22 protein-coding genes are annotated in these 18383 nt (G+C 45.1%); 18 read left to right on the top strand and 4 right to left on the bottom strand.

From position 1 onward, the window contains the following. Nucleotides 1-118 precede the first annotated feature (118 nt). The 14 genes from ACH2BK_RS01765 to ACH2BK_RS01700 all read left to right on the top strand — a co-directional run bounded on the left by ACH2BK_RS01765 (nt 119) and on the right by ACH2BK_RS01700 (nt 10897). Entirely contained in the window at nt 119-940 is an 822-nt protein-coding gene (locus ACH2BK_RS01765) for a carbon-nitrogen hydrolase family protein (RefSeq protein WP_394994207.1), read from the top strand. A 26-nt stretch (nt 941-966) separates the two neighbouring features. After that, nucleotides 967-1626, top strand: a complete 660-nt coding sequence (locus tag ACH2BK_RS01760) for a biotin--[acetyl-CoA-carboxylase] ligase (protein ID WP_394994210.1) — start codon at nt 967-969, stop codon at nt 1624-1626. Nucleotides 1627-1638: 12 nt separating this feature from the next. Then, nucleotides 1639-2421 (top strand): ParA family protein, encoded by a 783-nt coding sequence (locus ACH2BK_RS01755; protein ID WP_394994212.1) that lies wholly within the window; start codon nt 1639-1641, stop codon nt 2419-2421. 16 nt (nt 2422-2437) lie between these two features. Beyond that, on the top strand, nt 2438-3301 hold the full coding sequence (locus ACH2BK_RS01750) for a ParB/RepB/Spo0J family partition protein (RefSeq protein ID WP_395001843.1): 864 nt from the start codon (nt 2438-2440) through the stop codon (nt 3299-3301). 107 nt (nt 3302-3408) lie between these two features. After that, the gene (locus tag ACH2BK_RS01745; protein WP_394994216.1) at nt 3409-3834 is read left to right on the top strand and encodes a F0F1 ATP synthase subunit B'; all 426 of its coding nucleotides are present in this window, start codon (nt 3409-3411) and stop codon (nt 3832-3834) included. Nucleotides 3835-3843: 9 nt separating this feature from the next. Next, nucleotides 3844-4362 (top strand): F0F1 ATP synthase subunit B, encoded by a 519-nt coding sequence (locus ACH2BK_RS01740; protein ID WP_394994219.1) that lies wholly within the window; start codon nt 3844-3846, stop codon nt 4360-4362. Beyond that, nucleotides 4359-4889, top strand: a complete 531-nt coding sequence (locus ACH2BK_RS01735; protein ID WP_394994221.1) for a F0F1 ATP synthase subunit delta — start codon at nt 4359-4361, stop codon at nt 4887-4889. Before ACH2BK_RS01740 ends, ACH2BK_RS01735 begins: the two co-directional genes overlap by 4 nt. Before the next feature lie 20 nt (nt 4890-4909). Continuing rightward, nucleotides 4910-6424: a F0F1 ATP synthase subunit alpha gene (atpA, locus tag ACH2BK_RS01730; protein ID WP_395001842.1), complete on the top strand. Its 1515-nt coding sequence runs from the start codon at nt 4910-4912 to the stop codon at nt 6422-6424. Nucleotides 6425-6441: 17 nt separating this feature from the next. Further along, nucleotides 6442-7344, top strand: coding sequence for an ATP synthase F1 subunit gamma (atpG, locus tag ACH2BK_RS01725; protein ID WP_394994226.1), 903 nt, complete (start codon nt 6442-6444; stop codon nt 7342-7344). An 18-nt stretch (nt 7345-7362) separates the two neighbouring features. Next, nucleotides 7363-8766, top strand: coding sequence for a F0F1 ATP synthase subunit beta (atpD, locus tag ACH2BK_RS01720; RefSeq protein WP_394994229.1), 1404 nt, complete (start codon nt 7363-7365; stop codon nt 8764-8766). A 15-nt stretch (nt 8767-8781) separates the two neighbouring features. Beyond that, entirely contained in the window at nt 8782-9174 is a 393-nt protein-coding gene (gene atpC, locus ACH2BK_RS01715; RefSeq protein ID WP_394994232.1) for an ATP synthase F1 subunit epsilon, read from the top strand. Between the two features lie 41 nt (nt 9175-9215). Continuing rightward, nucleotides 9216-9788: a MotA/TolQ/ExbB proton channel family protein gene (locus ACH2BK_RS01710; protein WP_394994234.1), complete on the top strand. Its 573-nt coding sequence runs from the start codon at nt 9216-9218 to the stop codon at nt 9786-9788. Further along, nucleotides 9785-10186, top strand: a complete 402-nt coding sequence (locus tag ACH2BK_RS01705) for an ExbD/TolR family protein (protein WP_394994237.1) — start codon at nt 9785-9787, stop codon at nt 10184-10186. The genes ACH2BK_RS01710 and ACH2BK_RS01705 overlap by 4 nt, the downstream gene beginning before the upstream one ends. Next, complete coding sequence (locus ACH2BK_RS01700) at nt 10187-10897, top strand: TonB C-terminal domain-containing protein (RefSeq protein ID WP_394994239.1); 711 nt, start codon at nt 10187-10189, stop codon at nt 10895-10897. Here ACH2BK_RS01700 and ACH2BK_RS01695 read toward each other — a convergent pair. The 3 genes from ACH2BK_RS01695 to ACH2BK_RS01685 all read right to left on the bottom strand — a co-directional run bounded on the left by ACH2BK_RS01695 (nt 10894) and on the right by ACH2BK_RS01685 (nt 12987). Further along, nucleotides 10894-11892, bottom strand: coding sequence for a YeiH family protein (locus ACH2BK_RS01695; RefSeq protein WP_395001841.1), 999 nt, complete (start codon nt 11890-11892; stop codon nt 10894-10896). The genes ACH2BK_RS01700 and ACH2BK_RS01695 overlap by 4 nt on opposite strands. Before the next feature lie 155 nt (nt 11893-12047). Beyond that, nucleotides 12048-12188 carry a hypothetical protein gene (locus tag ACH2BK_RS01690; protein ID WP_394994245.1) on the bottom strand — a complete coding sequence of 47 codons (141 nt, stop codon included), beginning with the start codon at nt 12186-12188 and terminating at the stop codon, nt 12048-12050. Further along, on the bottom strand, nt 12157-12987 hold the full coding sequence (locus tag ACH2BK_RS01685) for an NYN domain-containing protein (RefSeq protein ID WP_395001840.1): 831 nt from the start codon (nt 12985-12987) through the stop codon (nt 12157-12159). Before ACH2BK_RS01685 ends, ACH2BK_RS01690 begins: the two co-directional genes overlap by 32 nt. Nucleotides 12988-13060: 73 nt before the next feature. On the opposite strand from ACH2BK_RS01685, the gene ACH2BK_RS01680 reads away from it, so the two are divergent. Continuing rightward, a complete protein-coding gene (locus tag ACH2BK_RS01680) occupies nt 13061-14059 on the top strand; it encodes an aminoglycoside 6-adenylyltransferase (protein WP_395001839.1) in 999 nt (332 codons plus the stop codon). A 213-nt stretch (nt 14060-14272) separates the two neighbouring features. Here ACH2BK_RS01680 and ACH2BK_RS01675 read toward each other — a convergent pair whose 3' ends face one another. Continuing rightward, nucleotides 14273-15559, bottom strand: a complete 1287-nt coding sequence (locus ACH2BK_RS01675; RefSeq protein WP_395001838.1) for a hypothetical protein — start codon at nt 15557-15559, stop codon at nt 14273-14275. Between the two features lie 108 nt (nt 15560-15667). On the opposite strand from ACH2BK_RS01675, the gene ACH2BK_RS01670 reads away from it, so the two are divergent. The 3 genes from ACH2BK_RS01670 to dapF are packed head-to-tail and all read left to right on the top strand — an operon-like array spanning nt 15668 to nt 18313. Next, entirely contained in the window at nt 15668-16837 is a 1170-nt protein-coding gene (locus tag ACH2BK_RS01670; protein WP_395001837.1) for a glutathionylspermidine synthase family protein, read from the top strand. 19 nt (nt 16838-16856) lie between these two features. After that, nucleotides 16857-17492 carry a dephospho-CoA kinase gene (coaE, locus tag ACH2BK_RS01665; protein WP_395001836.1) on the top strand — a complete coding sequence of 212 codons (636 nt, stop codon included), beginning with the start codon at nt 16857-16859 and terminating at the stop codon, nt 17490-17492. 8 nt (nt 17493-17500) lie between these two features. After that, nucleotides 17501-18313 carry a diaminopimelate epimerase gene (gene dapF, locus ACH2BK_RS01660; RefSeq protein WP_395001835.1) on the top strand — a complete coding sequence of 271 codons (813 nt, stop codon included), beginning with the start codon at nt 17501-17503 and terminating at the stop codon, nt 18311-18313. The last annotated feature ends 70 nt before the right edge of the window (nt 18314-18383 follow it).

The raw sequence follows: 18383 nt of genomic DNA, 5'->3' as shown, positions 1-18383 counted from the left end.
TTAGAATCCAAAACGCGCAATCCTAGCACAACCCCTCTTTAAGAATTGTTAATGTCGCCAAAGCAATTCTAAGCTTAAGAATAGTAAAATCCCGCTTATTTTCTCACAAGGTCGTGCAATGCGTGTAGCTCTCCTGCAGGTTTCTAAGGTGCAATCGCCTCTGTATTTAGAATCGTATTTCCAAAATTGCGCCAAACAAGGCGTGTCGCTAGTCGCCCTGCCAGAATACACCTTTGAGCCATTTTTTGGACATTTGCGATCTCTACCCTCGCCGCAGCTTGTGGCAAGCCACAATGTCAGCATATTGCGAGATCTCACGCGCTTTGCCAAGCAATACAAGCTAGAGATCATCACGCCCATTGTGGTGGATTCTTACACGCTTAAACTCTCATCTAATAGGCTTTCAAGCAAATTTTATAAGACAATCGCCCTCATAGATTCACAGGGCTTTAGATTCTCTATCCAGCAGCGTTTGATAGATTTTGAGCATTGGAATGAACGCGCGTTTTTTGCTAATAAACATTACAAGAAGCCAAAACTGCCCCTAAGCATAGAGCGAGAGGGCTTAAAAGTGGGCATACTATCGGGGTTTGAGCTGCATTTTGATGAGCTTTTTGTCGCGATGAAGCCAGAGTGCTATGATGTGCTGATTGTGCCCTGTGCTAATACCTTTGATTCTCTGCTGAGATGGCGATCTCTGTGTAAGATGCGCGCATTTTTAAATTCCTGTGCGATTTTGCGGGTTAATCGCGTGGGGACGGAGCTCATTGATGAGAGTAGTTGGAGTTTTTATGGCGATAGTTTGTATGTCAATGCGTATGGGCAGATAGAGGATAGTTTGCAGGATTATGAAGGCGTGATGATTGTCTCGCTAGATTCTGAATCTATACGCAAGGCACGGGAAGTGTGGGGCTTTCATAAGCCATTTGCAAAAACTTAAGCCACGCAAAAAGCATTAGGGACTCAATGGATATACAAATCTATGACTGCTTAGAATCTACGCAAACCTTTCTCTTACAAGGGCTAAAAGCGGGGGATTTGCACGCTCCTATGTGTGTGAGTGCGCGTAGGCAGACGCACGGCATAGGCTCGCGTGGCAATGCGTGGGAGGAGCAGTCAAATGCGCTGTATTTTTCCTTTGTGCTAGCACTTTGGGATTTGCCAGAGGATTTGAGGATAGAATCTGCCTCTATATACTTTGGGTTTTTGTGCAAGGAGGTGCTAAGGGAGCTTGGTTCGCGGGTTTGGCTAAAGTGGCCTAATGATCTCTATATAGGAGAGCAAAAAATCGGGGGCGTGCTGTGTAATAAATGGCAGGATTATCTCGTGTGTGGGATAGGTATCAATCTCTATGATAGGGGCACTAAGGAGCGTGGAGGGTATGCGACACTAGAGCCCGATATAAGCGCACTGATCGAGCTTAGAGCGTTTTTGTCTAAATATTTTGCAAGTCTTGAGAAAAAACCATCTTGGAAGCAAATTTTTAGATTCTATGCGTTAGAATTCCACAACAATTTTGGTTTTAGCTTCCATCATAACGACAGGGAAGTCTCTTTTAGGGATGCGGAGTTGCTAGAAGATGGCGCGATAGTGGTGGATTCACAGATCGTGTATAGTTGTAGATAAGGAGTTTGGAGAATGAGTGAGGTTATAACCGTCGCAAATCAAAAAGGAGGGGTTGGCAAGACGACGACTGCTGTGAATCTAGCGGCGTCGTTGGCGATATCTGAAAAGCGTGTTTTGTTGATTGATTGCGATCCGCAGGGCAATGCAACCACGACATTTAACATTAGGCGCACGGATATTCAAGCCGATATTTATCAGGTGTTATGCGGGCGCAATACGCTTAGCGATGCGATTATTGATTTATCAGAGATTCCTTTTTTATCCCTTGTGCCCTCTAGTATCGCCTTAGCTGGGTTTGAAAAGGATTTTTATAACAAAAAAAGCGGACAGACAATCCTACGCAACAAGCTTGATGAGATAAAAGATCAGTATGATTTTGTCATCGTAGATTCTCCGCCCGCTCTAGGGGCTTTGACGGTAAATGCGCTAGTAGCGTCAGATTCTGTGATCGTGCCCATTCAGTGCGAGTTTTACGCACTTGAGGGATTGGCGCAGCTACTGAATACCGTGAAAGTGATCAAAGATACGAGCAACCCAAACCTAAGTATCAGAGGCTTTTTGCCCACTATGTATTCTAATCAGCACAACCTCTCAAAACAAGTGTTTGACGATCTCACGCAGCATTTTAAAAAACATCTTTTTAAAAGTGAAAGAGGAGAGTATATCATCGTGCCCCGAAGCGTGCGACTAGCAGAATCTCCAAGCTTTGGGAAGCCTATCTTACTTTATGATGCCAAGTCTAGTGGAAGCATCGCGTATCAAAACCTTGCCGAACTTATCCTAGAGGGCGCATAAGTATGGAGGACGCGTAATGGCAAAAAAAAATAGGGGCTTAGGGCGCGGACTGGATGCGATTTTTGGGGAGGTTTCCCAAGCTTATGAAAATAGTATGGGAGATTCTGAACGTGCGGTGCTTGAGCTAAGTGTGGAGATCATTAAGCCAAATCCTTATCAGCCAAGAAAGTATTTTGAAGAAAATGCCCTGCAGGAGCTAGCAGATTCTATCAAGGATCACGGGCTTTTGCAACCTATCGTGGTTTGTGAAGATGAAAATGGAGAGTATGTGCTGCTGGCTGGAGAGCGGCGATTGCGCGCTAGCAAGCTAGCTGGAATGCACACTATCAAAGCAATAGTGGCTGATATAGATACTCACAAAATGCGAGAGTTGGCGCTTATAGAGAATATCCAACGCGCAGATCTTAATCCCATAGAATTGGCATATTCGTATCAAGAATTGCTTGATGAGTATGGCGTTACCCACGAGGAGCTTTCACAAAGGATTAAAAAATCGCGGACACAAATCACAAATACTTTAAGATTATTAAGCCTTGAGGCATTTGTGCAAGAATCTCTCATAGAGGGCAAAATCACGCAAGGACATGCTAAGGTTTTGGTCACACTCTCACCACAGGAGCAGCGATTGGCGATGGATTCTATTATCGGTCAGAGGCTTAGCGTGCGTGATAGTGAAGCGTTGATTAAAAATATCAAAAACCCAAGCAAAATTCCTAGCAAATCGCAGCCTAAAGCCAATATCGATAGAGAGCTTTTGAAGGAAGCGCAGGAGATTTTACGCCAAAATGCCTACAAAGCGAGTGTTAAGAACAATCAGATTTGTATAGAATTTTCTCAAGATGTAGAAATTCAGGCGTTTATTGAAAAAATTGCTCACTAAATTAAAAAGTTTAAGAAAATTCATAACTTAAATTGTTAAAATAGGTTGAGAGTCTAGATTATAAGCGGACTTTAGGAGCTTAAATTTTAGGAAGGAGTGGCTTAGTTATGGAAATATCAGTAAATTTTAAACTGATGATTTTGGTGTTTTGTTGTTTCATCATCTTACTCTTTTTGCTTAACCAATGGTTATATAAGCCTATGATTGCTTTTATGAATAAGCGTGATGAGATGATTAAAAAAGACTTGCAAGATACACAGGGCAATTTAGAGGAGATAGCAAAGATTCAAGAGGAGATAACCAAAACTATCAGTGACGCGCAGAGAGAGGCAAAAGAGATTATCGAACAAGCCACGGCTAGAGAAAAGACACTTTTAGAAGAGAAATTAGCCGAAAAAAAGGCAGAGATTGAATCCAAAATGCTTGCGTTTAGGCAGGAGCTTTTGGGGTATCAGGAAGACTTAAGAAGTGATTTGGGCTCGCATATCGGGGAATACAAGCAGAGCATACGTAAAAAGCTTGAGCAAGTATAAGGAGTGGCGATGAGACATATGATAACCATAATTTTGATGTTGGCATTACCCGGTGTTGCTTGTGCTGCGGGGAGTTTTGAGCAGAGTGATTTTATCCCGAGGCTTGTCAATTTTATATTGTTTGTGGCTATTTTGTGGTACTTCACGTTTGCGCGTATCAAGGCGATTTTTGTCAATCGCAGGGTTCATATAGCCTCACAGCTTGAGGAGATACAAAACAAACTCCATAAAGCCCAAAGGGAGAAAGCCGACGCTCTCAAAAAACTAGAAGAGAGTCAAGCGCGAGCACAGGAGATTGTCGAGATTGCCAAAAAGGAAGCGAGTATGATCTCGCAGCGTTTTGCTCAGCAGACACAGGCACAGATTCAAGCGATGATTCAGACGATGGAAGCAAATATGGAGTTTGAGCAGGCAAAAGCTATGCGAGAGGTTGTGGAATCTATTTTGAGTGAGGTAGTCCATTCAAAAGATGTGCAGCTTGAGAACAAGGATTATGTCAATATAATCACAAAAAGGATTGCATCATGATGGATTTGGTAGCCAAAAAATACACAAGAGCTATTTTGGATAGTTTTTCTACTCAAGAAATAGAGCAGGTTATCACACTGCTATCCGCACTTAATAAGGCATTTGAGGATAAGTCGTTGAGAGATTTTATCCATTCACCATTTATCGAAAAAGCCAAAAAAGAGGAGTTGCTACTCGGTGTTTTTAGTGAGTGTGAGGAGAAGTTTGAGAATCTCATCAGACTTTTGGTGCGATCGGATAGAATCTCTGCTATACCGGGCATTGTAAGGACTCTTGAGAAAAAAATCCTCGCAGACAAAAAACAATATGTCGCGGTGCTTAAAATAAAAGAGGAGCTAGATTCCACAACCTTGCAAAATATCGCTAAAAGCCTATCGTCTAGGCTAAATGTCAATCTTGATGTGCGCCAAGAGAGGGCAGCCATTGATGGTATTAGATTGAGTGTGGAGGATTTGGGCGTTGAAATCTCGTTTTCTAAAGAGAGATTTTTCACAGATTTGACAAATCATATTCTAAAAGCAATTTAAACCCAAAAAAGGAGTCGAAAGTGGTAGCAAAACTAAGATCAGAAGAAGTCAGCTCAATCATCAAGGAGCGCATAGAGAACTTTAATATCAATGTAGATATTAGTGAAACAGGTAGAGTCGTTACCTATGCCGATGGTGTGGCAAAGGTGTATGGGCTTAATAATGTAATGTATTATGAGATGGTGGAGTTTGAGACAGGTGACATCGGCATTGCGATGAGTCTTGAAGAGTCGAGTGTCGGCGTTGTGGTAATTGGTAGTGGTAAAGATATCAAAGAGGGTATTTCTGTTAAGAGATTAAAAAAACTTATGAAAGTGCCTGTCGGAGATAGCGTAGTAGGGCGTGTGATCAATACCTTAGGCGATGCGATTGATGGCAAGGGTGCGATAGAGGCTAGCGAGTTTCGTTTCGTAGAGGAGAAAGCGCCGGGTATTATGGCGAGAAAATCTGTGCATGAGCCACTTCAGACGGGGATTAAGGCTATTGATGCGCTTGTGCCAATTGGTCGTGGTCAAAGAGAGCTTATCATTGGCGATAGACAGACAGGTAAAACAACCGTTGCAATAGATTCTATCATCAACCAAAAAGGACAAGATGTCGTATGTATCTATGTGGCTGTGGGGCAAAAAGAATCCACAGTGGCGCAAGTGGTGCGAAAGCTAGAGGAGCACGGGGCGATGGAATACACAGTTGTGGTTAATGCTCCTGCTTCGTCTTCTGCCGCAATGCAATTCCTCGCTCCATACACAGGCGTTACTATCGGTGAATACTTTAGGGATAATGGACGCCACGCGCTCATTATCTATGATGATTTGAGCAAGCACGCGGTGGCATACCGAGAGATGTCACTTATTCTTAGGAGACCACCGGGACGCGAGGCATTCCCCGGAGATGTGTTCTACCTCCACTCACGACTTCTTGAGCGTGCCGCGAAGCTTAGTGATGAGTTGGGTGCGGGCTCTTTGACTGCGTTACCTATCATTGAGACATTGGCGGGAGATATCTCAGCTTACATTCCAACCAATGTGATCTCCATTACAGATGGACAGATATTCCTAGAAACAGATTTGTTTAACTCCGGTGTGCGTCCTGCGATCAATGTGGGCTTGTCGGTTTCTCGTGTGGGTGGTGCTGCACAAATCAAAGCTACAAAGCAAGTTTCAGGGACACTAAGACTTGATCTTGCGCAATATAGAGAGTTGCAAGCATTCTCACAATTTGCCTCTGATCTTGATGAGGTGAGTCGTAAGCAGCTTGAGAGAGGGCAAAGAATGGTTGAAGTACTCAAGCAGCCTCCGTATTCGCCACTTGCGATTGAAAAGCAGATTGTGCTCATCTATGCGGGCGCAAATGGTTTCCTTGATGATATTCCTGCTAGTAAAGTTTTGGATTTTGAGGCGGAGTTTTATCCATTCTTGGAGGCGAGATTCCCTAAGATTTTTGAAGATATCCGCGCTAAGAAAGCTTTAGACAAAGATATGGAAGAAGAGCTTACTAACGCACTTAAAGAGTTCAAAACAAGCTTTTCTGCATAAGAGATAAGGAGTAATGGATGGGCGGTAATCTTAAAGACATAAGACGGAAGATTACAAGCGTAAAAAACACGCAGAAAACAACGCGTGCGATGAAGCTTGTTTCGACCTCCAAGCTGAAAAAAACGGAAGAATTAGCAAGGCGTTCTAAGGTGTATTCGCAAAAGCTCAATGAAATGTTTGATGAAATCGTCCGCAAAATTCTTGTAAAGGGTGTTGAAAATATCAATAGCAAATATTTTTTGGGCTCCAAACCACGGGAGATTAAAAAAATTGATATCGTATTTATCACTGCTGACAAGGGCTTATGTGGTGGTTTCAATCAATCCACAATTAAAGAAGTAGTGCGCCTTATGAAGCATTACAAAGAGCAGAATGTCAAGGTGCGTTTGCGTGGTATTGGCAAAAAAGGGATTTCATTTTTTACATTCAATGATGTTGAAGTGCTTGATAGGGTTGTGGGACTTAGCGCAATGCCTACATATGAGGGGGCTGCACAATTTATCCAAAATGTCGTCAAGGATTTTTTTGATGGGCTTACCGATGAGGTTATCATTGTGCATAATGGCTTTAAAAATATGATCTCTCAAGTGTTAGAAACTCGCGCTTTGCTTCCACTAACGATTAATATTGATGTGCAGAAAGCTCTTGAAGAGCACGATACGATGAGTATAGAATCTGAGGAAGTGGAAGATGTGCTCTTAGATCAGCTTGCGCAAAAATATGTGGAATACAATATGTATTACGCACTGATAGATTCTCTAGCAGCAGAACATAGTGCGAGGGTGCAGGCTATGGATGCCGCTACAAGTAATGCGGGTGATTTGGTAAAAAGTCTTAGTGTCGCTTACAATAAAGCGCGTCAAGAATCGATTACAACCGAGCTTGTTGAGATCAATGCCGGTGTTGAGGCGATGAAATAAATCTAAAGAGGAGAAAAAATGCAAGGTAAGATTATACAGGTTATGGGACCAGTTGTGGATATAGAGTTTGATTCCTATCTACCATTTGTTAATGAAGCCGTAGATGTGGAGTTTGATGTAGAAGGGCGTAAGAATAAGCTTGTGCTTGAAGTGGTGGGGCATTTGGGCGATAATCGTGTCCGCACCATTGCTATGGATATGACGGAGGGCTTGACAAGAGGCGAGAGTGTCAAGGCTCGTGGTAAGATGATTGAAGTGCCCGTAGGCGAGGCAGTTTTGGGCAGAATCTTTAATGTAACGGGCGATGTTATAGACGGTGGTGAGCCGATAAACACAGATCTTAAGTGGCCTATCCACAGAGAAGCTCCGACATTTGATAACCAAAGCACCAAAACAGAAATGTTTGAAACAGGTATCAAAGTGGTGGATTTGCTCGCACCATACTCTAAGGGTGGTAAAGTAGGCTTGTTTGGTGGTGCCGGCGTGGGTAAAACCGTGGTGATTATGGAGCTTATCCACAATGTCGCCTATAAGCATAGCGGATATTCTGTGTTTGCTGGCGTGGGCGAGCGCACAAGAGAGGGGAACGATCTCTATAACGAAATGCAAGAGGGCGGCGTGCTCGATAAAGTGGCATTGTGCTATGGACAGATGAATGAGCCACCGGGAGCGAGAAATAGAATCGCATTTACAGGACTTACTATGGCAGAGTATTTTAGAGACGAGAAAGGCTTAGATGTGCTTATGTTTATTGATAATATCTTTAGATACGCGCAATCTGGTGCCGAAATGTCTGCGCTTTTGGGACGCATTCCTTCAGCGGTGGGCTATCAGCCTACACTTGCTAGTGAGATGGGTAAATTGCAAGAGCGCATTACTTCAACAAAGAAAGGTTCCATTACCTCTGTACAAGCGGTGTATGTGCCAGCTGATGACTTGACTGACCCCGCTCCTGCGTCGGTGTTCTCGCATCTTGATGCCACTACGGTTCTTAATAGAAAGCTTACAGAAAAGGGCATCTATCCTGCGGTGGATCCTCTAGATTCTACTTCGAGGATTTTGGATCCACAAGTAGTGGGTGAGACGCATTATAAAATTGCTACGGGTGTGCAGCAGATTTTACAAAAATACAAAGATTTGCAAGACATTATCGCGATTTTGGGTATGGATGAGCTTTCTGAAGAAGACAAGCAAACTGTGGATAGAGCGAGAAAAATCGAGAAATTCCTCTCTCAGCCATTCTTCGTAGCAGAGGTCTTTACGGGAAGTCCGGGCAAATATGTAACGCTTGAAGAGACACTAGAGGGCTTTAAGGGGATTTTGTCAGGGAAATACGATCATATCCCAGAAAATGCCTTCTATATGGTAGGCAATATCCAAGAAGCACTAGAAAAGGCAGAAAAACTTAAGGCAAAGGCATAGCAGGAGGGCGATAGTATGGAAACTTTAATGCTAAGTATCGTAACCCCTTATGGCAAAATATACGATGGAGCGGTGCAGTCAGTAGTGATGCCCGGTAGCGAGGGGGAGTTTGGCGTCTATCCGGGGCATTGCAATCTCCTCTCTTCGCTAAAAACTGGTGTTATTGAGATTTTTATGCCTAGTGGAGATTCAGAGCTTGTAGCGATTAATTGGGGTTATGCCGAGGTTTCGCCGCACAAAGTCGATGTTATAGCCGATGGTGCGGTATCTATCAATGGTAGCACAGAAGATCAAGTGGCTGCTGCTATTGATGATGCTAGAAAGCTTTTAGAAGAGGCGAGCAACGATCGTGTCGCTATCTCCTCTGTCGTTTCACGCATAGAGACTGCCGCACGCACAAAATTTTAGATTCACAAACTCACATTTTGTGATTTTTTGTAGAGGTTTGTATGGATACTTTTTTGGTGTTTATCGCCCAGAGCACGCCTGTTACTCTTGTGGTGCTTGGGTGGCTTAGTCTCTATTTTTTGACTACTTTATGGATTTATATTTACAAAACTTTCACGCTTGGGGATTGGCTCTCTAGAGAGCAACACAATGTCGATTTGCTGAGCACAAGCCCTGTGAGTATTCCCAAAAACGCCATTCTCGCTACGCTCTTAAATAGCCACAATATCATCGATGCGGATTTGTTACAGGTTTGGAAAACTAGAGCTATACAAAAAGCCACGCGGGGACTTGTGTTTTTGAGTATCATCTCATCGACTGCGCCTTTTATCGGGCTTTTTGGCACGGTGGTGGAGATATTGGAGGCGTTTTCGCATCTCGGCGGTGGCAATGTGTCTTTTGATATCATCGCACCCGTGATTTCTAAGGCTCTCGTGGCTACTGCTTGCGGGATTTTGGTGGCTATTCCGGCGTATTCGTTTTATCTCCTTTTAAAGCGCAAAGCCTACAACATAGGCGTTTGTATCCAAATGCAAATAAACCTTATGTTAAGTTCGCAAAGAAATAGTCTATGAGAGAAGATGAGTTCGATCTCGATGAGAAGCCCGAGCTAAATATCACGCCTCTAGTGGATGTGATGCTTGTGCTCCTAGCGATTTTGATGATAGGCATACCAACCATAACCTACCAAGAGGACATTGCGCTACCCCGTGGCTCAAAAAGCAAGAAGCTCGCCCAAGATTCTATCCTAGAAGTGCGTGTGAGTCTAGATAGAAAGGTGTATGTGCGAGATGAAGTCTATGATCTCGCGACTTTTGGAGAAAATTTTGTGCTAAAAAGCGCACGCTTTGACAAAAATATTCCCATTTTCATACGCGCTGACAAAGCCCTGCTGTATGATGATGTGATTTATGTCCTCAAATCCCTCAAAGAATCTGGTTTTTTAAAGGTTTCGCTCGTTACAGGTGGTTAGATGCGCTTTAATTTTGTGATGTTTGTGGCGAGTGGCGTGATTGCATTTTGCTTCTATGCCTTGCTTGTGTTGTTTTTCTTTGGGGCATTTAGGGGAGAGCCTACCAAATACACCACCCTGCCAGAATCTGCAATCACAATCCAATCTATTGATATACAAGCCTACCTCGATCTTACACCCAAACAAGAATCCAAGCCCCAAAATCCCACAAGCAATCCCCTCGAGGGCAGTGGTATCAAAAATATGTTTGCCCAAATTGATGCCAATGCCTTTGCCAAATCCCAAGAAACCCCTGATGATCGCGACAAGCACGCCCAAAATGCCAAAAAACTTAGCGATCTCGCGCAGCAAAGCAAGGACTTGCACCAACAACTTCATAACCTCAATACCACCATCACAATCCAAAATGAGAGCGCGCAGCAAGAGGATGGTGCGTATGATGAATGGTTTGCCATAATTAGCAAGATTTTGCTCTCGCATTGGGACAGACGCTCGCAATTTTTGGCTCCGGATTTGGAGGGCGTGGTGGTGTTTGAGATTAGCGCGCAGGGGAAAATGCACTATATGGTTAAGCGATACGCGCTTGATGATGCCTTTGATCGTGCGCTTGATGCCACACTCAAAGAGCTAGAAACCTACCCTTTCCCCCCGCCAAAGAGCACAAAGAGTTTTAGTGTGAGTTTTGGGAGTCTTAGGAGCAAAAATCGCTAGAGGCATACATACACTAAGCCATATCCGCCAAAAATCAGTATGAGTGCTAGCACAAAAGCAAGCCCAAATGCCTTGCCTCCAGAATCTAGGAATTTTTTGAAATCAATCTGCAGCCCCAACGCACTCATCGCCATCACGAGTAAAAATGTAGAGGCACTCTCCCCGCTAGAGATGAGCCACTCGGGCAGGGTAATCACGGAGTTTAGCACCACCACACCCAAAAACCCAAAGGCAAACCACGGGATATGCAGGTTGCGCTTGGCTCCGCTTTGTGTGGAGGCAAAGAGCAGTGGCACGATAAGGAGCACGGGGATTAGCAAAAGCACGCGTATCATCTTGATAATCACAGCGATTTTTTCCGCTTCAGGCGAGATCCCGCTGCCTGCACCCACGACATTTGCCACCTCGTGCAGCGTCGCACCCACATACACGCCCCACTGAATCTCGCTAAGCCCGAGGCTTGAGATCGCATACGCAAGCGGATACAAAAACATCGAGATGAGTCCAAACACCACTACGCTCCCCACGGCGATGATGCCTTTGTAGGGTTGGGATTTGATACTAGATTCTATAGCGAGCACCGCCGCCGCGCCGCATATCGCACTCCCCCCGCTCACAAGCAGCGCAAGCTCTCTATCCAGCCCAAACACCTTCACCCCAATCACGCTCCCAAGCACCAAAATCCCCACCACCACGCTAAGACTAATGAGCGTGCCAGAGAGCCCCACGCTCATAATGCCCTCAAGACTTACGCGAAATCCATAGAGGATAATCCCTAGCCGCAAAAGCTTTTTGGCACTTAGCGTTACGCCTTTTTCACAGGATTGTTGGGCATTGCGATAGAGTGATGAAGCGAGGACACCTAGCACTATGCCTATGATGAGCGGCGAGATATGGTAGCGCGCCAGTGCGTCGAGTGAGGCGATATATAGGCTCCCAAGTGCGATGAGAAGCACGAGAGCCAAGCCATTGATAAAGTCGTAAAAATGTCGCATATCTTTCCTTTGGTATGAGGTTAAGAAAGTATATCCAATCTTTTTGGAGGTTGCGTGGCTATAGAATCTAGTCAGTTTGAGAATAAGGCACTAGCCCAAGTGGCGTTCCTGACGCGCTGGCACCAAAAGATTCTATAATCTAGCAAAACTTGCATTCAAACAGAATCTATGGGAGTGGATTTTGTGTCCCAATCACGCGCTAAGATTCTAAACACATACAGCAGTGTGGAGCTTTGTAGAATCTGCAAGGATTTGAGAGCGAGACTAAAACGACAATAGCTTCCCATAAGAGCCATTAATAAATACGCCTGTATCCACGCTCCTTAGTCGCACTATGAGGATACCATTCCCTAGCTTCACATACTCCAAATCCTGCGGATACATATCAAAAACACTTGCCCATTTGCTCCTCCCAAAACTCTTGCGAGAAAGCGCGAGATTTTGCTTGAGATAGATGACGAGATTTTGGATATGGCACCAGCCATTGCTATCCTTTTTGCAGTGAGTGATAGCACTAAGCAGCATTTGCCTTTTTTCCTCTAGCGATTTGAGCTTGGTTTCTGTTTGGGGCGCGTCCTTTTTAGCTTCCACGTCCTTTGTGTCCGCTGCCTCGATAGCTTGCTTTTTTGCTTTCATAGGCAGCTCGATAAACTTATCGCAACTTGCGCGTAATAGTGGCTTAGCCTTTGGCTCTCCAAAAATCATCATTTTTAGCCCGCGTCGCCTGACCTCCAGCGCAATATGCCTAAAATCACTATCGCTAGAAACAATCGCGATAATCTTAGCCACCCCGCGCTCTAGCACATTAAAAACAGCATTTTGAATCTTAAGATCGCAGCTATTTTTGTTTGGGATACCAAAAACCTGCACGGGTTCAATCGCGTATTGCTCGATGACTTCTCTATTCCAATTGCTTTCTTTTGACCAATCCCTAAAAGCCTGCGCGACGATGATTTTACCTTTTTTCTTAAGCTTTTTAAACACAAACTTCACGCAATGCGCCGAGACATTTTCACAATCAAAAAACACCGCTATTGTTTTTGCCACTTTAGCCCTTTGTTGCAAGGTAAGTTTGTGCATTATACCAAAAGCCACTTAGCTCCTAATTTTGGAGCCTCTCTCATCGCTAGATTCTATTTTGCTATACTTTTGTGCAAAAAGGATTGTTATGCGCTCCCATTTAATTTCTAATTTGGCTTGCAATTTAGCCCACGATTTGACTTGCAATGTTTCTCGCGACACCACCCACGACACGACTTACGACACCACTTTGCAGCAAATTCTTGCCTTTGCCACTTCCCACAAAGACATAGCCCTTGTTACGCTCGAGGGTTCGCGTGCGAATAAAAATGCCAAAAGAGATAAATTCCAAGACTACGATATTAGCTTTTTTATGCCAGATATTACGCCATTGCGTGAGGATAGCACTTGGCTAGGGCGTTTTGGCGAGGTGCTTATGGTGCAGATGCCAGAATCTATGGAGCTTTTCGCGCCGGATTTAAAGGCGGGGTGGTTTAGCTATCTTGCCATCTACGCAAGCGGGCTAAAGATTGATTTTACACTCATTCCGCTAAGTGATGTGGAGTTTTATTTCACAAATGAGAGGCTCACACAGGTGCTGCTTGATAAAGAAAACATAGTGGCAAAAAGCGGCATTGATACAAGCGGGATTCCAAGTGATAGGGACTTTTGGCTAAAGCCGCTCACACAAAGGAGTTTTGAGGATTGTCTGAATGAATTTTATCATCTCAAAGGCTATGCGTTGCGGAGTTTTTTACGCAGGGAGGCGTTAGCGTATAATGCCTATGTGGATTCTATGCGAGAATGCGTGCTGATACTCCTAGCGTGGCAGAGGGCGTTAAGCGCGATAGAATCCACAAGTGGCGTTATAGAATCTAAGCAAGATTCTCTCCACACTTTTAATTTTTCTTATGGCAAGCATTACAAATACCTTCCCAAGAGCCTGCCTAAAAAGACTTATAAGCTATTGCTACAAACTTACGCACTCGGCAATCTCAAGCAAAGCAAAAAAGCCCTCAAAGCCTTGCAGATTCTCTGCGATAAAGCTAGTAAAAAAATCGCTCAAACCACAGGCTTTGCAATCCCGCCCTATAAAAGGGCGTTAAAAGCCTACACAAAGGCACTTAGCAAAATACACAGAATCTAAGAATTTATATTCCATAAACTACAGAGCTTGAATCTCTGCAGCTAGATTCACAAAGGCTAATAAACTTAAGGTGTGGAGGCAAATTGCATTGGCTTAATCAGTTTAAGACAGAGGCGGGTTAAGGCGGTTTTGATTTGTGAGTAAAAGTGTGGGATAGAAAGGAGGAGCGTAGGGGGAGAAGCCCCCTAGCATAGAATCTAAGTCGTATAAGCCCTACAGAGAGAGGCGCAAAAACGCGATGAGGTTGTTGCGTCGCTTGTCAAAATCAACAGAGGTAGTATCCCAATTATACCCCCTTGTGCTGACAAATCCCGCGCCGACTTTGAGATTGACTTTGTCTGCTTGTCCGAGCACTCGGAACTGCCCCACTGCAGAGAATTCAGAATAATCCCCACCAGCAAAGAGCAAATCAAGCTCCAATCTAGAATCTGGCTTAATGCCTGCAAAGACATAATATGTGCCGGAGTTGCCACCATAATAGAGTGGGTTGCCCGCGCCATATATACCGCCGCTACTGTATATGCCTGAAGCACCGCTAGAGCGATACCCATAGAATCTACTCTTATCATGGCCATAGAGCAAGATTCCATAATCGTTTGTTTTGATATACCCCGCGCCGACTTTGAAAATATCGCTAAAGATGAGCTCCTCATCGATCCATAGTAGTAGCGGGCTCACATCACGCCCTGCAGATTCATACTGCTGCCATAGTGCGCGGAGTGTGGTGATGGACTCTACGCCATTGCCCTTGACATCGAGCACTACTTTCGCTCCTGCGCTTAGCACGCTGCGTGTGCCTGCAGTGCCACTATGCTGATGGTTGGTATCATATATCACAAATGGACTAAACTTAAATGTGTCATAATCAAAATCAACACCGCCCATAAACACTTCGCCCACATGGTTGTGCTTAAACGCCGAGTATGTCCCAAAGGACGCCATATCATACGCCATTCTGTTGTAGTTGCCATTTACTCCGAGTTTAGAGTTCATCCACAATGCCCAAAAGCCAATGTTTTTGCTTTTCATATTAAACGCTGCGCCTTGGATATTGCCCCAAAGCCAATCCATACCGGTGTAGTCCTTGCCGTCTTTGCCGTGATAGAAGCTGCTCACATCAAAGCGCCCGCCGATGACAGAAACCGATTGACTATCAAACTTCAAATACGCATCAGAGACATCCCAATTTTGCGGATAGAATCTATCGCCTACAGGCGTAACACCACCGGTATAGTAAGTCTCATAGAGCGGCAAGCCACCCCAAAATCCCAAGCCAAAGCTGATATTTGGGCTAAGTCCCACATCAAGCCCTAGGTGTGCAGCCACGGCGGCGTATGCCTCGCCCACCTCTTTGCTATTAGTGGCACTTGTTTGGGTTGGCATATTGCTAAAGCCTTGGGAGTAATACCCACCGATAAATCCAAATGGAGTGACTTCTGCTGCGCTAGCACTAGCACCCAAAGCCGCTACCAAAGTAAGTGAGATAGATAGTTTTTTCATCGTTGCTCCTTTGTTTGAAAGATGCGAAATACAAAATTAAAGCAAAAGTATTATCGGCTTTTGTATAATACTTTGTAAAAGAGATTCTAAGCAAAGGAAACAAACTCTATGGAAATTGTATCGTTACATCCCCTAGATTCACGCACACTAGAGGAGATTGGGCTAGGCTGGCATACGGATTTGGATAACTCCGCATACATCGATAATGAGGCGGTGTGTATCACGCAGGAGGAGGCAGAGGCGTTTTACAACGCTGGGAATGAGCTCTATGATATGTATATAGAGGCTGGGGAGTATGTGCTAGAGCATAATCTCCTCTTTGAGCTAGACATACCGCCGAGCCTGCACGATATGATTTATCAGAGTTGGGAGGAGGATATACACTGGCATCTTTATGGACGCTTTGATCTATCCGGCGGGCTTGATGGCAAGCCCATAAAGCTCTTAGAGTTTAATGCCGATACGCCCACGATGCTCTATGAGAGCGCGCTGATACAATGGGCATTGCTAAAAGCCAATGGCTTTGATGAAAGCCTGCAGTTTAATGACATCTCTCAAGCTCTGCGTGAAAATTTTAAACGCCTCATCACGCTAGATTCTGATACGAGCACATTTGAGCAGCTTTATGAGGGCTGGAAGATTCTCTTTTGTAGCATTAAGGGCAATCTCGAGGAGGAGGTTACGACGCGGTTTTTGTGTCAGCTGGCTAAAGAAGCGGGGTTTGAGAGCGAGTATGCGCCTATTGATGCGGTGAGCTTTAGCGCACAAGATGGCGTGGTGTATGAAAATAGACAATATGAATTTTTGTTTAAGCTCATACCTTGGGAATTTATCGCTATCGATGAGCCCGAAATGCTCGCTCTAATGCGCGAAATGATGGCAAACAAAAACACGATTTTTCTAAACCCCGCCTACACGCTGATGTTTCAAAGCAAGCGAATGCTAAAGATTCTCTGGGATCTTTTCCCGCGCCACCCCCTGCTTTTAGAATCTAGCTTCAACCCGCTTGGGTGCAAGCAAGTGAGCAAGCCCTCCTTTGGCAGAGAGGGGGAGAATGTAGAGATTTTGGACGCACAAGGCAGGGTTTTGAGCGCAAAAGAGGGTATGTATGGAGTGCAAAAGCGCGTGTATCAGGAGTTTTGCGAGTTAAATAGCCATAATGGCGCGCACTACCAAGCAAATGTGTTTTTTGCCTATGAATCTTGTGGGCTGGGCTTCCGCAAGGGTGGCGAGATACTCGATAATTACGCGAAGTTTGTGTCGCATATTTTGCGCTAGCGCAATGAGGCTTTAAGCGATGGCAAATTCTTTAGATTCTGACTTTAACGCGCCTTTGAATCTAGTCTATGGCGTGGCACTCACAGGCTGTATCGGCAGTGGCAAAAGCAGCGTGTCAGCCATACTCAAAGAGAGAGGCTATGTCGTGATTTGTGCCGATGAGGTGGCGCATAGAATCTTGCAAGCGAGTGCTAGCGAGGTGGCGCAGGCTTTTGGGACAGAATGCGTGCGTGATGGTGTCGTGGATAGAAAGGCATTGGGTGCGATTGTCTTTGGCGATGAGAGCGCGCGCAAAAAGCTAGAATCCCTCCTGCACCCAAAAATACGCGCGGAGATACTCTCTAGGGCGTTGGAGCTCGAGCTAGAGCAGAAAGTCTATTTTTTAGATATTCCGCTATTTTTTGAATCTGGTGGCAGACAGAGCTACCCGGTTTCAAAAATCGTGCTCGTGTATGCGCCAAAGCAGCAGTGCTTAGCGCGTATCCTAAAGCGCGATGGACTAGAGAGAGAGTCCGCACAGGCGCGTATTAACGCACAGATGGATATCGAGCAAAAGCGCGCAATGAGTGATTATATCATCAATAATACAGGCGAGAGGGAGGCGCTAGAGGGGCTAGTGGGCGAGGTTTTGGCAAAGATAGAATCTACACGCTAAGGAAAGATATGAGGCTTGTGAAATATTGTGCTAATGGCAATGACTTTTTGATTTACAACGCGTTTGGGCGGGATTTTGGGCTAGATTCACTAGATTATGTGGAGTGCGCGCGCAAATGGTGCGCTCGGCATAGCGGCATAGGGGCTGATGGCTTTGTGGTGCTAAAGCCAAGCACGATAGAATCTCTCGCGTATGAGTGGGAGTTTTTCAACGCTGATGGGAGTGTGGGGGAGATGTGTGGCAATGCAAGTCGCTGCGTGGGGAGCTTCGCCTATGTCGAGGGGCTAGCACCTAGGGCGCATAGGTTTTTGAGCCTAGCGGGCGAGATAGGCGTGGAGGTGGATTCTCACAATCCGCTTATGGTAGAGAGTGCGCTAGGACAATATGCGTTTTTAAAGCAGGTGCGTGAATCTAGCCTGTGGGGCGAGGAGTGGTATCTGCTAGATACGGGCGTGCCGCATTTGGTGTGTTTGACAAACGCACAATGTGCATTGCCAAAGCCCAAAAGCCCGCACAATGCGTTTTTGCGAGGTTTGCGCGAGAGATACAATGCCAACATCACTATCGCGTGCGCACAGAGTCGAGGGGATATGGCGTATGCGAGCTATGAGCGGGGCGTGGAGGATATCACTCTAGCGTGTGGTACGGGCGCAGCAGCGGCGGTGGCAGCGGCACATAGGCTTGGGCTAGTGGATTCTAAGGTGTGCATTATGCCACCGGGCGGGGAAATGCTAGAAGTGCGTATAGATTCTCAAAATCTCATCTATCTTAAAGGCTTGGTGCAACGCGTGGCAGTGTGCGAGGTGGAGGATTTGGTGTAACTCATACAGAATCTTTTAGGCTCTCCCTCACACTTGTATTGTTTAGCAGGCGAGTGTCCAAAATCTCATC

The organism is uncultured Helicobacter sp., assembly GCF_949282165.1.
In the GTDB taxonomy this organism is placed as follows: domain Bacteria; phylum Campylobacterota; class Campylobacteria; order Campylobacterales; family Helicobacteraceae; genus Helicobacter_F.
Note: the sequence above shows the minus strand (reverse complement) of the source record. Positions and strands in the feature narration are given on the sequence as shown.

Coding starts and splice junctions, on each gene's coding strand:
- ACH2BK_RS01760 (WP_394994210.1), top strand. CDS start 967: ATGGATATACAAATCTATGACTGCTTAGAATCTACGCAAACCTTTCTC.
- ACH2BK_RS01690 (WP_394994245.1), bottom strand. CDS start 12,188: ATGGCTCTTATGGGAAGCTATTGTCGTTTTAGTCTCGCTCTCAAATCC.
- atpC (WP_394994232.1), top strand. CDS start 8,782: ATGGAAACTTTAATGCTAAGTATCGTAACCCCTTATGGCAAAATATAC.
- ACH2BK_RS01670 (WP_395001837.1), top strand. CDS start 15,668: ATGGAAATTGTATCGTTACATCCCCTAGATTCACGCACACTAGAGGAG.
- ACH2BK_RS01740 (WP_394994219.1), top strand. CDS start 3,844: ATGAGACATATGATAACCATAATTTTGATGTTGGCATTACCCGGTGTT.
- ACH2BK_RS01700 (WP_394994239.1), top strand. CDS start 10,187: ATGCGCTTTAATTTTGTGATGTTTGTGGCGAGTGGCGTGATTGCATTT.
- ACH2BK_RS01750 (WP_395001843.1), top strand. CDS start 2,438: ATGGCAAAAAAAAATAGGGGCTTAGGGCGCGGACTGGATGCGATTTTT.
- ACH2BK_RS01680 (WP_395001839.1), top strand. CDS start 13,061: ATGCGCTCCCATTTAATTTCTAATTTGGCTTGCAATTTAGCCCACGAT.
- ACH2BK_RS01755 (WP_394994212.1), top strand. CDS start 1,639: ATGAGTGAGGTTATAACCGTCGCAAATCAAAAAGGAGGGGTTGGCAAG.
- ACH2BK_RS01675 (WP_395001838.1), bottom strand. CDS start 15,559: ATGAAAAAACTATCTATCTCACTTACTTTGGTAGCGGCTTTGGGTGCT.
- ACH2BK_RS01745 (WP_394994216.1), top strand. CDS start 3,409: ATGGAAATATCAGTAAATTTTAAACTGATGATTTTGGTGTTTTGTTGT.
- coaE (WP_395001836.1), top strand. CDS start 16,857: ATGGCAAATTCTTTAGATTCTGACTTTAACGCGCCTTTGAATCTAGTC.
- ACH2BK_RS01705 (WP_394994237.1), top strand. CDS start 9,785: ATGAGAGAAGATGAGTTCGATCTCGATGAGAAGCCCGAGCTAAATATC.
- atpD (WP_394994229.1), top strand. CDS start 7,363: ATGCAAGGTAAGATTATACAGGTTATGGGACCAGTTGTGGATATAGAG.
- ACH2BK_RS01765 (WP_394994207.1), top strand. CDS start 119: ATGCGTGTAGCTCTCCTGCAGGTTTCTAAGGTGCAATCGCCTCTGTAT.
- atpG (WP_394994226.1), top strand. CDS start 6,442: ATGGGCGGTAATCTTAAAGACATAAGACGGAAGATTACAAGCGTAAAA.
- dapF (WP_395001835.1), top strand. CDS start 17,501: ATGAGGCTTGTGAAATATTGTGCTAATGGCAATGACTTTTTGATTTAC.
- ACH2BK_RS01735 (WP_394994221.1), top strand. CDS start 4,359: ATGATGGATTTGGTAGCCAAAAAATACACAAGAGCTATTTTGGATAGT.
- ACH2BK_RS01695 (WP_395001841.1), bottom strand. CDS start 11,892: ATGCGACATTTTTACGACTTTATCAATGGCTTGGCTCTCGTGCTTCTC.
- ACH2BK_RS01710 (WP_394994234.1), top strand. CDS start 9,216: ATGGATACTTTTTTGGTGTTTATCGCCCAGAGCACGCCTGTTACTCTT.